The 15731-nt window shown below is 63.6% G+C and carries 16 protein-coding genes; 11 read left to right on the top strand and 5 right to left on the bottom strand.

Annotated features, from left to right (window positions below; all coding sequences use genetic code 11):
* The first annotated feature begins 214 nt into the window (after positions 1-214).
* On the top strand, positions 215-1282 hold the full coding sequence (locus tag XH85_RS39460; RefSeq protein ID WP_128936252.1) for an alpha/beta hydrolase family protein: 1068 nt from the start codon (positions 215-217) through the stop codon (positions 1280-1282).
* 40 nt (positions 1283-1322) lie between these two features.
* Here the strand turns inward: XH85_RS39460 and XH85_RS39455 are convergent, their stop codons facing one another.
* Positions 1323-1802, bottom strand: coding sequence for a MarR family winged helix-turn-helix transcriptional regulator (locus XH85_RS39455; RefSeq protein WP_128936251.1), 480 nt, complete (start codon positions 1800-1802; stop codon positions 1323-1325).
* 501 nt (positions 1803-2303) lie between these two features.
* Between XH85_RS39455 and XH85_RS39450 the strand changes: the two genes are divergently transcribed.
* Entirely contained in the window at positions 2304-3845 is a 1542-nt protein-coding gene (locus XH85_RS39450) for a porin (RefSeq protein ID WP_128936250.1), read from the top strand.
* A 1406-nt stretch (positions 3846-5251) separates the two neighbouring features.
* On the opposite strand, the gene XH85_RS39435 is transcribed toward XH85_RS39450, so the two are convergent.
* The 4 genes from XH85_RS39435 to XH85_RS39420 all read right to left on the bottom strand — a co-directional run bounded on the left by XH85_RS39435 (position 5252) and on the right by XH85_RS39420 (position 9614).
* On the bottom strand, positions 5252-5887 hold the full coding sequence (locus XH85_RS39435; RefSeq protein WP_091879929.1) for a MarR family winged helix-turn-helix transcriptional regulator: 636 nt from the start codon (positions 5885-5887) through the stop codon (positions 5252-5254).
* Between the two features lie 844 nt (positions 5888-6731).
* Complete coding sequence (fliI, locus tag XH85_RS39430) at positions 6732-8057, bottom strand: flagellar protein export ATPase FliI (protein WP_128936249.1); 1326 nt, start codon at positions 8055-8057, stop codon at positions 6732-6734.
* 36 nt (positions 8058-8093) lie between these two features.
* Positions 8094-8822, bottom strand: a complete 729-nt coding sequence (flgF, locus tag XH85_RS39425; protein WP_128936248.1) for a flagellar basal-body rod protein FlgF — start codon at positions 8820-8822, stop codon at positions 8094-8096.
* A gap of 3 nt (positions 8823-8825) precedes the next feature.
* Complete coding sequence (locus XH85_RS39420; RefSeq protein WP_091880387.1) at positions 8826-9614, bottom strand: DUF1217 domain-containing protein; 789 nt, start codon at positions 9612-9614, stop codon at positions 8826-8828.
* 141 nt (positions 9615-9755) lie between these two features.
* Between XH85_RS39420 and motA the strand changes: the two genes are divergently transcribed.
* From motA to fliE, 9 genes are all read left to right on the top strand, one after another.
* Positions 9756-10652 (top strand): flagellar motor stator protein MotA, encoded by an 897-nt coding sequence (gene motA / locus XH85_RS39415; protein ID WP_128936247.1) that lies wholly within the window; start codon positions 9756-9758, stop codon positions 10650-10652.
* Entirely contained in the window at positions 10649-11590 is a 942-nt protein-coding gene (locus tag XH85_RS39410; RefSeq protein WP_091879920.1) for a flagellar motor switch protein FliM, read from the top strand. The genes motA and XH85_RS39410 overlap by 4 nt, the downstream gene beginning before the upstream one ends.
* The gene (locus XH85_RS39405) at positions 11571-11885 is read left to right on the top strand and encodes a hypothetical protein (protein ID WP_091879917.1); all 315 of its coding nucleotides are present in this window, start codon (positions 11571-11573) and stop codon (positions 11883-11885) included. Before XH85_RS39410 ends, XH85_RS39405 begins: the two co-directional genes overlap by 20 nt.
* 76 nt (positions 11886-11961) lie before the next feature.
* Positions 11962-12351 carry a flagellar motor switch protein FliN gene (gene fliN / locus XH85_RS39400; protein ID WP_091879914.1) on the top strand — a complete coding sequence of 130 codons (390 nt, stop codon included), beginning with the start codon at positions 11962-11964 and terminating at the stop codon, positions 12349-12351.
* Positions 12352-12353: 2 nt separating this feature from the next.
* Positions 12354-13394, top strand: coding sequence for a flagellar motor switch protein FliG (locus XH85_RS39395; RefSeq protein WP_091879912.1), 1041 nt, complete (start codon positions 12354-12356; stop codon positions 13392-13394).
* A 13-nt stretch (positions 13395-13407) separates the two neighbouring features.
* Positions 13408-14493: a flagellar biosynthesis protein FlhB gene (flhB, locus tag XH85_RS39390; protein WP_128936246.1), complete on the top strand. Its 1086-nt coding sequence runs from the start codon at positions 13408-13410 to the stop codon at positions 14491-14493.
* Positions 14494-14557: 64 nt separating this feature from the next.
* A complete protein-coding gene (gene flgB, locus XH85_RS39385; protein WP_128936245.1) occupies positions 14558-14959 on the top strand; it encodes a flagellar basal body rod protein FlgB in 402 nt (133 codons plus the stop codon).
* Positions 14960-14970: 11 nt separating this feature from the next.
* Complete coding sequence (gene flgC / locus XH85_RS39380; protein ID WP_060735083.1) at positions 14971-15387, top strand: flagellar basal body rod protein FlgC; 417 nt, start codon at positions 14971-14973, stop codon at positions 15385-15387.
* A 2-nt stretch (positions 15388-15389) separates the two neighbouring features.
* Positions 15390-15719 carry a flagellar hook-basal body complex protein FliE gene (gene fliE / locus XH85_RS39375; RefSeq protein ID WP_128936244.1) on the top strand — a complete coding sequence of 110 codons (330 nt, stop codon included), beginning with the start codon at positions 15390-15392 and terminating at the stop codon, positions 15717-15719.
* Positions 15720-15731: the final 12 nt, after the last annotated feature.

The raw sequence follows: 15731 nt of genomic DNA, 5'->3' as shown, positions 1-15731 counted from the left end.
CGACTGAGTTGAGCCGGCGGGGACGTCGTATCGGGACCGGCTCGTTTGAACGATGGAGCGCCGGCAACTTCGCTGCGCGAAGCGAAGGCGGAGCGATCGTCAGGATGAATCGTATCGCGCAAAAGGCGCAAGCGGGCGCACGCGGTGCGGAGACTGCATTGCGTTCTCGCCATCCATGTCCGGGCAGCCGCTGACGGCGCCATTCGGGGGGGACATGGAAGGTGATCATTGGCCTCACGGCTCGCGCGACGGTGCCGGTCGCGATCTGACGGGCTTGCGCAATCGCGTGTCCGAATTCTTCGAAAGCCTCACCGGTGCAGAGCTTGCGCGTGAGACGCACAGACATCTGTGGGTCGCGGATTGGCTGCGGGTCGCAGACGACTACCGGCTGTTCGCCGAGTCCGCGCGCAGAGATGGTTCGGCCCGGGTTGCGTCGGAAGCGGGGCTGTGTTCGCTCACGGCCCTCGAAGTCGCGCGAAGCTTGTCCTGTCCGGAGGATCCGGCGCTGGCCGGCCTCGCAGGCAGGGTCGGAGCCAACCTGAAAGCTTTCATGGACGGGTTCGGTCCGGCGATCGAGCGCGTCGAGATCGATGGCCTCGATCAGGGCCCGCTGTCCGGCTTCTTCGTGCCGGCGTCGCGTGGCGGACCTTGCGCACCCGCAATTATCTGCATTGGTGACGAGGACATCACGCTGGACTCGATGATGAGCCGGCTGTTGCCGGCCACACGCGGCGGGACCACGTCACTCCTCTTCCTCGGTGCCGGCGCCTCACCCGGTAGCCGCGGCGTGGAGCCGCAAATGCTTCAGTGCTGGCTGGACTATCTGGAAGCGCGTCAGGATGTCGACGCGCAGCAGATCGCGGTCTATGGCGAAGGGACGGGTGCCAGTCGTGCCTCCCGCCTCGCCGTTTCGGACTGCCGGATAGCCGCCGCGGTGTGCGACGCCGGACTATTGACCTCGGTCGCGCGTCGCGCATCAGTGCATTGGATGACCGGCGTCGATGAGAGAGCCTCGAATGGCGCGTTGCCGCCGTCGCGTCGGATCGCTTGCCCGCTTCTCATGGTGGTCGGCAGCCGCTCGATGCTGCGGGAGCGAGAGGCTCTCGAGTTGCAGGCCACCTATCGGCGGGCCGGAGCCGATTGCTCGGTCGTCGTGCCGAACCGCATCCCGCACCCGCTGGGTGAGGTCGAGAATTTCATCGCCGCCGACAATTTCATTGTCCAATGGCTCGACAGCAAGTTTGGAGTGGCTCGTCAATTCGATCCCGTGACTTACCTCTAGCGCATCACGTGGACCTGTGAAGCGCCCGGGGCCAGGCGGATCATGAAGCCTCGATCGCCAGCAATCGTGCCGCCAACCGGGCGTTCTTGGCGATCGTCGCGAGCGTGGCGTTCAACTCGGCCAAGGTCTTTTCGTCGAGTTCATTGAACATGGTCGAGTTAAAGGCGAGCTTTCGCTTGGCCAGCTTTTCGATTTCCGTGGTCGCCTTTGCGGTGAGCGACATCAGAACGAAGCGGGCATCGTCCGGGGCCGCTCGTCGCGACAGAAATCCGCGCCTTTCGAGCGTCTTGGTTTGGTTGGTGACGAACGCGGGGTGGACCCGCAACTTATTCGCGATGTCGATGCCGGCGACGCCTCGCCCCTTATCGAGTTCGGTGATGGCCATCAGGATGAGCCATTGCGGCTGGGTGATGCCCAGCAGTCCGGCCCAGCTGGTGTGGATGTCCTCCAGCTGGGAGTGGATTTCGACGACGTTCCAAATGAATTCCGTAATCGCCCTGTCGAGCTTCTTCTCGAGCACCCTGGCTTCCCTCGTTCGATTCCTTTGATCCCTTTTTGCGGATAGTAACGGGATATTGAGCAGGCGTCTCGCCTGTCGCGCACGAAGATGGCGCAGATGTTGCACTCTGAAAGCGACGGACAGTTTAGTGCTTGCAAAAATCAATTGATTAAATTACGTCTCGACCACTCTCTCTGTGGCTCTTGACCTTGTCACGGCCGGCGACGTGAGACCTTCAAAAAAGCCCTCAGGATGCCCCCTGAGGGCTTTTCCGTTTATTTATGGCCTGCAAACGCTCTGTTGCCTTTGGGCCACATCCGCGCCGGAAACAGCGATTTACTAAATCAACAAATTGAGGTGATTGTTTTTATAAACTATACGAAAGGAACGACGGAGGGGGGGCACCTCGCTGTCGTTTCAGTCCGGACCTTCAGTGCGGACCTGAATTGAACGGAAATCAAAGTGGGTGAAGCGGCGTCCTCCGAGGAGCCGAGCCCCCTGAAGCGACCTGGAGGTTTACGAATGAAGTTAACGAAGACGCTGTTTCTCGGCTCGGCAGCCGGCCTGATGGCCGTCTCCGGGGCGTTCGCAGCCGATCTGCCGGTGAAGGCCAAGGCGGTCGAATACGTCAAGATCTGCTCGCTGTACGGCGCCGGTTTCTACTACATCCCGGGCACCGACACCTGCATCAAGCTGGGCGGCTATCTGCGCGCCGACGCGAACTTCAACACCAACTCGGACTTCAGCCCGAACCAGAGCGGTTTTGCCGGCGCCCGCAACCGCCTCGCGAACTACTACACCTTCCGTGCTCGTGAAGACCTGAACATCGACACGCGCACCGCGACCGAGTACGGCGTGGTCCGCACCTATTTCGACGCGGTCTTCACTTGGACCACCGGTGGCTACGCCGGCACGGGCTCCGCTACGGGCACGACTGGCTACACCGCCACGACGGCTGGCACCACCACCATCAACCCGTCGGACGGCGGCACCTCGGGCGGTGCGCTCGGCGTGTATTACGCCTTCATCCAGTTCGCCGGCTTCACCATGGGTAAGGCCGTGTCGCAGTTCGATGCGCCCTGGACCAACTATCCGGGCAACATCACCGACAATCTCGTCGGCGGCAGCGGCACGGTCACTGGTGTCAACCAGTTCACCTATACCGCTGACTTCGGTCAGGGCGTGACGGCGGCGTTCTCGGCGGAAGACGCGACGGCCTATTATCAGGCCGGCAACCTCAACATGTCCGGCGCGACTGCGGCTACCATGGTTGGCGGTTCGTACGGCTCCAACGCCATCGGCGGCTCGCGTTCGCCGAACCTCGTTGCTCAGGTGCGCGTCGACCAGGCCTGGGGCCTGTTCCAGGCGTCGGTTGCCGCGCATGACAACCACGTCGCCTACTACGGCGCGACCGAGCCGACCGGCCACCCCGACGACAAGTGGGGTTGGGCAGTTCAGCTCGCTCTGTCGATCAAGAACATCCCGACCGGCGCGGGTGACACGATCAACATCCAGGGCGTCTACACCGACGGTGCGACCCGCTACAACTTCCAGAACCTGTCGGGCAGCACGTATTCGCTGTTCGGCAGCTCGGGCATTGCCTATCAGAGCGTCGGCTTCGCCAATGCTCCTGACACGGTGTTCGTCACCGGCTCGCAGCAGGAGACGGTCAAGACCTGGGGCTTCCGTGGCGCTTACACCCACAACTGGAATCCCAACTGGAACTCCGCGCTCTACGGTGCCTACGCTCAGGCCCAGTTCGGCACGCTTGCCAAGACCACGCTCTGTGGCGCTGGCGGTACAGGTGGCGTGTTCGGCGGCCTCGCCGGTGTGACGAGCTGCAACCCCGACTTCGCTATCGGCCAGCTCGGTATCGTCACCCGCTGGACCCCGATCAAGAACCTGACGTTCTCGGCCGACCTCTCCTGGACGCACCTCGACCAGAAGTATTCGGGCACGGCCGTCCTCAGCCCGGCTGCCAACACTGCCAAGCCGACCGCTGTGTACGAGCTGAAGGACCAGGACTCGATCGCCATGATCCTGCGCGCCCAGCGCAACTGGTAAGATCTTTCCAACCAGTGGAACGAACACCCGGCGGGAAACCGCCGGGTGTTTTTTTGTGCGCATATCCGACCCCTCGTACGGAGCGGAAGCGTAATCCCGGGCGCTGTAGAATTGGGGGTGCGATCCCGGACAACGCTCCATCCGGGCTACGGCGCCCGACGGGCAAAACACCTGGATGTTTCCACATGCGGCGTTGTCAATCCGTCCTCGCCAAAAGATTCGACTTTACAGAAATTCGGATTTGTCGTATGTGTCGGCCATCCCGGCTCACTCTTGAGGGGCGATCTTGTGTCGTCACGTGTCGCGAGCCGGGTTGCGGTGGACGCGGCAGCGTCGGCACGAAGGGTGCGGGCAGGGCGGGTAGTCCCTGTGAGCTCGCAGCCGCGTGCGGACGAGCGGCGCTGAAAGGCTCGTCTCGCCAGCATTTTCCCGTGACGTCGACAGCGCGGGAAAACTCTGCGGCGAACATGCGAGCTGCGCGTACGGCAAAACCGTGTGGTCCTGGCCGTCGTTGCTACGGTCAAGCCCTTCGAAGATGCGCGCGAGCCCGACCGGGCGGACGGCATCGTCAATTCGCGGGGTGAGGGAGGCCAGAAGGAACTCGGCTCCCGGGAGAGCGCGGCATAAGCCGTCCGACCACTGCGCAGGGAAGGCCGTGTGTACGGCTTCACCTGTATGCCGCTGTGCAATTTCTTTTGCGCTACACGCGCACAGCGGACCGTGGGTGCCAGCCGGCACCTGGCCTTCCCTGCGCCCTCTTGCATCGAGAGGGTGGAGCGACGAAGCCAAACGCGCCGCGAGAAGGCGAAGGCGTGTCTGCAACGCAGATGCGAATTTGAGAACGACGCCATTGCCCTGGCTCCGTCATTGCGAGGAGCCCTTGCGACGAAGCAATCCAGAAGCTTGCCGCGGAGGGATTCTGGATTGCTTCGCTTGCGCTCGCAATGACGAGCCTGTGGCACGCGCACGCCACAAACTCGCTGTCATCGCCCGGCTCGACCGGGCGATCCAGTATTCCAGACGGTTGAGGTTCAATCGAGAGGCCGCGGCGTATTGGATTCCCCGCCGGAGCCTGTCATCGGGCTCGCCGAAGGCGAGACCCGGTGACGGGGAATGACAGCGAATTGGAGGACGACGGCGGTGCCCCTTGCTCCGTCATTGCGAGGAGCCCTTGCGACGAAGCAATCCAGAATCCCGCCTCGGAAAGACTCTGGATTGCTTCGCTGCGCTCGCAATGACGATGTGGAGGCAGTTGCACACATGCCCCCCCAACGTCGTCCTGGCGAAAGCCAGGACCAATTATCACTGAACTCTGAGGTGAAAGCATCGTGTGGCAATCGACTTGCCGCAACAATGTGCATTTGGGGTAATGGGTCCTGGCTTTCGCCAGGACGACAGTGCGCGCCTCACCCCTGGCTTGCCACCCGCGCGCGGTCGAGATGTGCCTCGATCTTCGGGCGGTCGCGGGTGCGCTCGAAGCTGGTGCAGAGCAGCTCGGTCTCCTCGAGCGAAACAGGGGCGCGATACAGCCGGCACATGAACTCGGCGGTCGCGCGTCCCTTGCCGGTGCCCGGGCCGCGTTCGGCGAGAAACATGCAGTCCCGGCAGATGCTGGCGTCGAGGCGCTGATGGGCCGCGTCGAGATGATTGAGGATCTCCCGCAGCGAGTCACGCAATCTGATGCACTCGTCAGTGCCGAGCGAGGTGACTGCGTTCAGCACGTGATTGATCGGGTCGTGCTGGCTCAGGCATTTCTCGCCTTGCGCGGTGACGTGAAGCACGACCGAACGCTTGTCCTCGTGCGACGGCTTTCGCACCAGGAAGGACTTGCCCTCGAGCGTCTTCACGATCTGCGATGCCGTGGCCCTGGTGGCGCCGATGAAGCCGGCAAGCGCGGACGGCGTGCGCGAGAACCTGTTGGCGCGGCCGAGAAAGCGCAGCGCCATCCATTCGCGATCGCGCAATCCATGCTGATTGCCTTCGAAATACCAAGCCCTCGCCGCCTGAACCAGCAGCTCGACGGCTTCTCGCGCCAATGGCATGAATCTACCTCGTCCCCGGAACTTCGTGTGCGGCGTTCCGAAGCCGCCTCGCGCCCTGGCTTGCGAATCCGTCGTGAGGCGTCAGACCGCTGGAGGTGCCCGACGAGCACGTCGTGTCCAATTCTCGCTCGAAGGCAGGGACTGCAACGCGACCGACCCGGACTGATGGGCGCCGCGTCGTTCGAAGCGCAAGCCTGCGTCGCTGAGGGCATACCAATAGCGTCGTCGTCGCACGGGAGCCCGAGTTGCCGTCGCCAGCAGACGATGGATCGGAGTAGTTCAACCGAGGCCCCTAAAAGTTCAAGTCGCAAGCAGACGTTTCTTGTATCCATCGAAACGATGAATGAGCTTCTCAACAAAATCAAGTACAGACGCTCTCTAAGACTGGATGTCGTTGCGGGCGAATGTAACGTTCAAGACAATCTCGCTCGTCGGCACACATGATAGTGAACGCAATACGCTGCCCGATGAGCAGCATGCACGCAACTATACGTCGGTTTGTGCACGCCACGTTGCTGTCTGTCGTTGATGCAAGTTGATCGAAGCTTGTGCATGACGACGATGTGCGTCGGCATGTCATCCACAACTTGTACGACCGTCGGGGAATCACCTGAGGGAACTCACAGGAATTGCACGCGGCGGTTGTTGCGGTCGCGGTCGCAGGAATGGCCCGTTCGTCGCTTCTGCTCGATTCCTCTCGTCCAATCGACTGACGTTCCCGCGACGCAAGCCGGTCATGGCTGCGCGTGCGCATGCGCTGGAAGCGTGGCCGCATGCGCAATCGGCTGTCGAAAACAACGGGCAGGGCACGACGGCGTCGCGCGCCATCTCACCGCGCAACCTGCTACTCGCCCCTGAGCATGTCCCGGAGTTCGCGGAATGGATCGGCGCTCGGTGGGGCCGACGCGTCCTGCCGCATCGCGCTGTAGATTCTCGGAACCATGTCGACCGCCTGGTCAAGACCCGAATCACGTCCCGATTGATATCCGCCCATCAGGCGAAGGTCGCGCGTGTCCTCGTATTTGGCGATCATGGCGCGCAGCTTGCTCACCAATTCGCGCTCTTCGGGGTCCCAGACGTTATGGGCGAGGCGGGAGACCGAGGCGAGAACGTCCACGGCCGGATAGCGCGCCTGGTCGGCGATGTGCCTGGAGAGCACGATGTGTCCATCGAGCGTGCTGCGGATGGTGTCGGCGATCGGCTCGTTGTGATCGTCGCCGTCGACCAGCACGGAGAAAATCCCAGTGATCGTGCCGGATCCCTCCTCGCCTGGGCCGGCGCGCTCCAGAAGCCGCGGCAGATCGGTGAAGACCGTCGGCGCGTAGCCGCGCGCGACCGCGGGCTCGCCTGCGGCGAGTGCAACCTCGCGGGCGGCGTGGGCGAAGCGGGTGATCGAATCGACCATCAGCAGCACCGATTCGCCGCGGTCGCGGAAATATTCGGCGACCGCCATCGCCGTCTTCGGCGCCAGCCGCCGCATCATCGGGCTCTCGTCTCCCGTCGACACGATGGTGACGGCGCGGTGACGGTCGGTGCCCAGCACGTCCTCGATGAACTCGCGCACCTCGCGGCCGCGCTCGCCGACCAGCGCCAGCACGACCGTGTCAAAACCCTGGCTGCGGGCGAGCATCGCCAGCAGCGTCGATTTGCCGACGCCGGAGCCGGCAAAGATGCCGACGCGCTGGCCGGCGCAGATCGGCGAGAACAGGTCGATGACGCGCACGCCGGTGCGCAGCGGCTTGTGCACGCGTGCGCGCTTCATGGCCGAAGGTGCCTCGGCTTCCGCCGAGACCGCACGCGATCCCGGCGTGAGGGGCCCCTGGCCGTCCAGCGGTGCGCCGAGCGCATTGATGACGCGGCCCTTCCAGCTCGGATCGGGCGCAAAGGACAGCGGCGGCATCCGGTATGCGACCGAGCCCAGCCCGCCTGCGAATTGGCGATCGAACGGCTTGGCGATGATGCCCTCGCTGTCGATCCGCACCACCTCGCCGATCTGGGGCCTGGCGGCCGCATTGACGCCGATGAGCTCGCCGAGCCTGACGAAGCGCGACAGGCCGGAGACGCGGAAATGCGTCGGCGCGATCTCGGAGATCGCGCCGCTGACGCTTGCCAGGGGAGTGCTCTGCTGAAGCTCCAGCAGCGCCCACTCGAGTTGCCGAAGAGCGTTCAAGGAAACCGTCCAACCTCATTGCGCGCGAGGCGCAGCCTATTTGCCGGGTTCGCCCAGCGTCCGGATTGCATTCTGGAGCGAGCTCTCGGTGCCCTCGATCATCGAATTGGTGCCGTCGAAGGCGCGCGAGGCTGCGATCAGCTTCGTCAATTCCATCATCGGATTGGCGCCAGAGCCTTCGACGTAGCCTTGCTTGAAGCCGTCGCGGGAGAAATCGGCGATCGCGGTCGCGGGACGATCGGGCGTGACGCCGGAATTGCCATAGCGCTCGAGATTGGCGTCAGCGGGAATGCTGAACAGGCCGATGGTGCCGATCTCGTTGTTGTCCTGGGTGATGGCGCCGCTGCGCGCGATCGAGATCGGTCCGCCGTTGGGATCGAGCGTGATCTGCGCGCCGCCGGAATCGATCACGGGAAAACCGGACACGGTCTGAAGGTCGCCGTTGGGGGCGATCTGGAGGCGGCCGTCACGGGTATAGACCGTGCCGTTCGGACCGGCGAAGGCGATCCAGCCCTGTCCGACCACGGCGACGTCGAGCGGATTGCCGCTCTCGGTGATGTTGCCCATCTCGCGGGAGATGATGTTGTCGCCGGGCGAGGAGAAGGCGACCGGGTTCGCGCCCGCCTTGGACAGCACGGTCTCGAACTTCACCACGTCGGTGCGGAACGCTGCGGTGTTGACGTTGGCGACGTTGTTGGCGATCGTCTGAAGGCGCTTTTCGAGGGCGACCTGCGCCGACAATCCCACATAGAGAGCCGATTGCATGACTTACTTTCCGAAGCGGATGGACTGAAGTTTCGAGAGCATGTCGGTATCCATGCTGGCCATCGACGACGCGCCGCCGATCAGGACCAGCGCGGGGTTGGTCGAGTTGTCGCTCTGGGCCTGGGCCGCATCCCACATCGCGGCAAAGCGCTGCACGAATTTGGTGACCTTGGCCGGGTCCTGGAAATCGGTGAGCTTGATCTTGTCCGTGATCATCTTGGCCTGGGCGTCGATGTCGGCCGAGCTGATCGTCGACGGCAGGCCGAGCGCGGTCTGAACCACCTGCGTCAGCGCCTTGTCGGCGAGGATCTGGTAGGCGGTGGTGACGGTGGAGGCCTTGCGGGTGAAATACAGCGCCAGCCGCAGGCCCTCGTTCTGGTCGCCGGCCTTCTGCTCCATCGTCTGCCTGACATATTGGGTCGCCGTCCCGGTCGTGGCCTGGGTGGTCTGGGTGGCGTTGCTGCCGAGGGCGGCGAAGTTGAACGCCGTGGCGAATTCACGATAGCGGACGTCGGTGAGCTTGTTGGCGAAGGTGTTCTTGTTGGCGACACCTTCGGTCAGCACCTTGCGCATGAACGCTTTGGCGTAGGTCATGTCGCTGAGGCCATAGGCCTTCATTGCATAGGAGTAGAGCCGGTAGTCCTTCAGGAAATCGTCGATGGTCTTCACGTTGCCGATATGGCTGAGGAAATAATCGGTCTCGCGGCTGACGTCCGGCTGTTTCGCGACCTGTGTCAGCGACTTACCCATATCCTTGGTCAGTCTGGTGTAATCCGCGATGGTGGATAGCATGACACGCGTCCCTCTGGCCGCTCTTGCGACACGTCTCAAGCTGCCGCGAATTGCTTGCGCGAGGCTGGCGATCCCGAAGCCAGCTTCGCGCAAGCGTCGCCGACTAGATATTCCCGCTGGGATCGGCGATGGAGCGGCGCGTTGGGCAGTTTCGTGGGGATTTTCATCACGGTGGCGGCACTGCTCGGCGGATTTGCCGCCATGGGCGGGCACCTGGCCGTGCTCATGCAGCCGTGGGAGTTCGTGATCATCATGGGCACCGCCGTCGGCACCTTCATCGTGGCCAATCCGTGGAAGACGGTCGTGGACACCGGCGTTGCCTGCATGCAGGCCATCACCGGCGCTGTCCCCAGTGAGCGCTATTATCTCGATCTGCTCGGCGCGCTCCATGCCCTGATGCGCGAGCTGCGGGGCAAGGGTCGCAACGAGGTCGAGGCGCACATCGACGATCCCTCCTCATCGGAGATCTTCAAGGCGTTTCCGAGCGTGCTCTCCGACCCCGCGCTGCTCCAGTTTATCTGCGACTATGTCCGCCTGATCATCATGGGGAATGCGCGCACGCACGAGATCGAGGCGTTGATGGACGAGGAGATCCACACCATCGTGAAGAGCAAGCTGACGCCATACCATGCGCTGGTGGTGGTGTCCGAGGCGCTGCCGGCGCTCGGCATCGTCGCCGCGGTGCTCGGCGTCATCAAGGCCATGGGGGCCCTCGACCAGTCGCCGAAGCTGCTGGGCGGCTTCATCGGCGCGGCCCTCGTCGGCACCTTCGCCGGCATCTTCCTGTCCTACGGCATCATTTCGCCCTTCGCGCTGAAGATCAAGATGACGCGCGAGAAGAAGTGCCGGCCCTATATCATCGTCAAGCAGACGTTGCTGGCGTTCATGAACGGCGCCATGCCGCAGATCGCCGTCGAGCATGGCCGCAAGATGATCGCCAGCACCGAGCGGCCGTCGATCGACGTCGTCGAGAACGAGACGATTGCAGGACCCAAGGCCGTCGTCACCGAGGTTGAACCGAAGGCTGCCCGCGCATGATGATGGAAGACGTCGACGTCGATCAGCGCAAGCAGCTGCCAAACTACCTGCTGGACGCCGCCGGCATATCGATCGAACGCATGCCGATGCTCAATGTGATCTTCGATCGCATGGCGGCATCGTGCACGGACAGCCTGCAGCCGATGGCCGGAACGCCGTGCTATTTCTCGGTCAACGGCATCACCAATGACCGCGTCGGCGACATCATCAAGGACTATGAGGCCAACGCGGTCGCGGCGGTGCTCTATGCCGAGCAGTGGGACTCCCGTGTCATCATCATGCTCGACCGCGATTTCGTGTTCACGATGGTCGAGGCGATGTTCGGCTCCGACGGCGCCGAACCGCCGCTCGACGTCGAGCGTGCGTTCTCGAACATCGAGATCCGCCTGGTCCAGGCGCTGTTCGAGCGGTTCGCCAAGGCGCTGCAATCCGCCTTTGCCGGCACCTCGAACGTCACCTTCCGCGTGGAACGGGTCGAGACCGCTATGGCCTCGCTGGCGATCGGACGCAGCGGCAACATGTCCATCTGCGCGAACATCATGTTGCAGGCGCTCTATCGCGGCGGCCAGATGTTCCTCATCATTCCGCACTCCGCGCTCAACCCGCTCAGGCAGAAGCTCGCGCATGTCGTCGTCAGCGACGGCCGCGCGGCCGATCCGCGCTGGCGCGAGCAGATGGAGAGCGAGGTTCACCGCACCGAGGTGACGCTGAGCGCGGTGCTCGACGAGAAGATGATATCGCTCGGCGACGTCGTGAAGTTCCAGGTCGGGCAGGTGCTCGAGCTCGAAGCCACGCCGCGCACGCTCGCCCGGCTCGAAAGCAACAACCAGGTGCTGTTCTGGTGTCAGATCGGCCAGCTTGATGGCTATTACGCCATGCAGGTGGCAGATCCCGTCGATCAGAAACGGGAGTTCGTCGATGATATCCTATCTCGTTGATGCCGTGCTGCTGATTGCGCTCGCCTTCACCAGCATGCGGGTGACCCGGATGCACCGTGAACTGGCGCGACTGCGCAGCTACCAGGGTGAATTCTCGACCATCGTCCACGAGACGGCGGGCGCCTTCGACACGGTCATCAACGCGGCGCACGATTCCACCGCAAATCTCGGACGGCTCGCCAACGTGCTGAGCACGAAGATCGATCAGGCCCACGAAGCGATCGCGGCGCTCGATGCAAGGACCGGGCTCGCGCCCGTCGCGACTGCAGGCGGCGCCGACGTGAACAAGCATTGAAGCCGGAGCCGGCGAAAACGATACGGTCGGAGCGCGGCGGCGCTCCGGGAGCGGAAATACCAAGAGGCGATACCAAATGGCGCAATCCTTCGACTATGAGTCTGCCACTCGCGCATCGGCATCCGACGAGGGGCACACCGATGCATCTCCACTGGAGCGGCTGGCGGAGATTGCCGCGCGCACGGCGGAGGAGACCGGCAAGTTCGCCAACGTCGATGCCATCCTGCGCATTCCCGTCACCATGCAGGTGGTACTGGGATCGGCGACCATTCCGGTGGCGAACCTGATGAAGCTCGGGCGCGGCGCCGTGGTGCCGCTCGATCATCGGGTCGGCGAACCTGTCGATGTCGTCGTCAACGGCCGCATCGTCGCCCGCGGCGAGGTGGTCGTGGTCGAAGAAGACAATTCCCGCTTCGGCGTCTCGCTGACGGAGATCGTCGGTCCGCTGGGGCAGGGTGATACCTGACCATGGCGGCACAGGTCGGTATCGCTCCCGTCAAGCAGCGAGGCGTCGCCACGCTGGGCGGAACGGAAAAGGTCGCGGCCCTCCTCCTGGCCATGGGCCGGCAGGCGGCCGCGAGCGTGCTTCAGCAGTTCGAGCCGCAGGAGATCCGCATCGTCACCAAGGCCGCGGCGGAGCTGCGGCCGATCACGGCGCAGGAGCTCGAGGGAATCGTCGAGGAGTTCGCCCAGCAATTCTCGATGGGCGCCAACATCCTCGGCACGCTCGGCGGTCTGGAGGCCGTGCTCGGTGACGTGCTGCCGGCCGACCAGGTCTCGCAGATCATGTCGGACCTGCTCGGCAATTCGAGCCGCTCGGTCTGGGATCGCGTCTCCTCGGTGTCGGAGAACTCGCTCGCGAGCTATCTCTCCAAGGAGCACCCGCAGACCGCGGCGCTGATCCTGTCCAAGGTGAAGCCGGCCTGCGCCGCCAAGGTGATGAGCCAGCTGCCATCCAGCCTGCGCAACGAGCTGATGCGGCGCGTGCTGAGCCTCAAGCCGATCGTCGACGACGCCATGCGCATCATCGAGAAGACGCTGCACGAGGACCTGACGCTCAACTTCGCCCGCAACCTCGGCGCCGACACCTACGCCCGCGTCGCCGACATCATCAACAAGATGGAGCGCGGCCATATCGAGGACATGCTGAAGAGCCTGTCGGAGAAGCGACCGAAGTCGGCCGAAGTGCTGAAGGAGCTGCTTTTCACGTTCGACGACGTCATCAACCTGACGCCGAAGGCGCGCACCATGATCTTCGACCAGGTGCCGACCGATCGCATCGTCGTCGCGCTGAAGGGGACCGACAAGAGCTTCCGCGAGCTGATCCTGTCCTCGGTCGCCTCGCGCGTCCGCCGCGTCGTCGAACACGAGCTCGCCATCGGCGAGCCGTCGAACCAGCGCGATGTGCTTGAGGCGCGGCGCGTGATCACCGACCTCGCGCTCGAACTCGCGGAGAAGGGTGAAATCGAGCTCAACCCCGAGCAGGAGGATGAGCTGGTCTTCCGCTGACCGCTGAACGGGCATGGCAGAAACATCCGATCAGGAGAGCAAGACAGAAGAGCCGACCGAGAAGAAAGTCCGCGATGCGCTCGAACAGGGCAAAATCCCGGTCTCTCGGGAGGCTTCCATCTTCGCCTCGATGGCCGCGCTGATGGTGATCCAGGCCTTCCTGATCGGCCAGGGCGTGCAGCAATTGACCCCGACGCTGAAGAGCTTTCTCGACGATCCCGAAGGCTTCCCGCTCAGCACAGCGGCCGACGCACAGAACCTGCTCACCGTGGTGGGACTTCATTCGCTGCGATTCCTGGTGCCGCTGGTCGTCATCATGATGGTATTCGGCCTCGCCGCCTCGCTGCTGCAAAATGCGCCGCGCCTGGTGCTGGAGCGCATCAAGCCGGACGTGTCGCGCATCTCCCCGGTCAGCGGCTGGAACCGCCTGTTCGGCACGCAGGGATTCGTCGAGTTCGCCAAGTCGCTGTTCAAGCTCGCCTCGGTGACCGCTGTCGTCGCCTTCGTGCTGCGCTCGTCCGAGGCGAAGGCGTTCGAGGCGATGTACGCCGATCCGGTGGCGCTGCCCGAAATGATCCTCAACATCGCGATGCGGATCGTCTCGGCGATCTGCATCGCGACCATCGTCCTGGTCGCGATCGATCTCGCCTGGTCGCGCTTCCACTGGCGGCGCGAGCTGCGCATGACCAAGCAGGAGATCAAGGACGAGCACAAGCAGGCCGAGGGCGATCCGCTGATCAAGGCGCGCCTGCGCTCGCTGGCGCGCGACCGCTCGCGCCAGCGCATGATCGCCTCCGCCGCGCGCGCGACGCTGGTGATCGCGAACCCGACGCATTTCGCCATCGCGCTGCGCTACAAACGCGAGGAGAATGCGGCGCCGCTGGTGGTCGCCAAGGGCATGGACGTGATCGCGCTGAAGATCCGCGAAGTTGCCGAGCAGAATCGGATTCCCGTGATCGAGAACAAGGCGCTGGCGCGCGCGCTCTACGAGGCGGTGCAGGTCGACCAGGTGATTCCGGCGGAATTCTTCCGCCCCGTCGCCGAGATCATCTACTTCCTCCAGTCCAAGCAGACCGCACGGCCCGAGAAGGTCCAGTAGATTTCCGAGGATGGTGCTTCGCGCAACAGCTTGACGAAAGCTTAACGCCCTAGGGTTTTCCCGAATGGACCAGAACGGGGCTATCGTGGGACCGCTTTATCTCTTCGAACTCGCATCGTCGCAGGCGCGCTACCTCGAACTCCGCCAGTCGACCATCGCCACCAACGTCGCCAACGCCAACACGCCGGGCTTCAAGGCGCGCGACGTCGAGCCCTTCAACAAGGTGCTCGACGGCATGCCGGTCAGGCTCGCGACGACGTCGCCCTCGCACATGCAGTTGTCCGCCGCCGAGATCGACACGCGCAAGATCGCCAAGAAGGACAGCTGGGAAGTGGTTCACTCCGGCAATTCGGTCAGTCTGGAGCAGGAGATGATCAAGGGCAACGACGTCAATCGCGACTATTCGATGAACTCGGCGATCGTGCGGTCGTTTCACCGCATGGTCCTGTCGAGCGCAAAGGCTTGAGGTGAATTGACATGCTGGACTCTCTGCAGTCGTCATTGACCGTCGCAAGCTCCGGGCTCGAGGCGCAATCGACGCGCATGCGCATCGTCTCGGAGAACCTCGCCAACGCGACGTCGACCGGGCGCACCGCCGGGGCTGATCCGTATCAGCGCAAGACCATCACCTTCGATGCCGCCATGGACCGTGCCTCGGGTGCACAGCTTGCGAAAGTCAAGGAGATCGGGGTCGACACCACGCCGTACCGCGTCGAGTACGACCCGGGGCATCCCGCCGCCGACAAGGCCGGCTACGTCAAGCTGCCGAACGTCAACATGATGATCGAGATGGCCGACATGCGTGAGGTCAACCGGTCCTATGAGGCCAATCTCCAGGTCGTGAAACAAGTGCGGTCGATGCTGGGAATGACCATCGACCTCTTGAGGAGCTGACAATGCTTGAGGCGATTTCATCCACGGCGATCTCTGCTGGGCAAGTCGCGAGCCGCGCGACCGAGACGCAGGCCATCTCGCCGGGGGCGACGACCGCGATCCAGGCCAGTGACGATGTCGGCTTCGAATCGGTGATGAAGCAGGTGACGACGGACGCGATCGGAACGCTGAAGGCGGGCGAGGCGGCGTCGATCTCGGCGATACAGGGCAAGGAATCGACGCGGCGCGTCGTGGAGGCGCTGATGTCGGCCGAGCAGGCCTTGCAGACGGCGGTCGCGGTTCGCGACAAGGTCGTGCAGGCCTACCAAGAAGTCGTTCGGATGTCGATTTGATCTGAGGGAGTG

The sequence above is a fragment of the Bradyrhizobium zhanjiangense genome (genome assembly GCF_004114935.1).
In the GTDB taxonomy this organism is placed as follows: Bacteria; Pseudomonadota; Alphaproteobacteria; order Rhizobiales; family Xanthobacteraceae; genus Bradyrhizobium; species Bradyrhizobium zhanjiangense.
The sequence above is the reverse complement of the archived record's forward strand: the minus strand, read 5'-3'. Positions and strand labels throughout refer to the sequence as shown.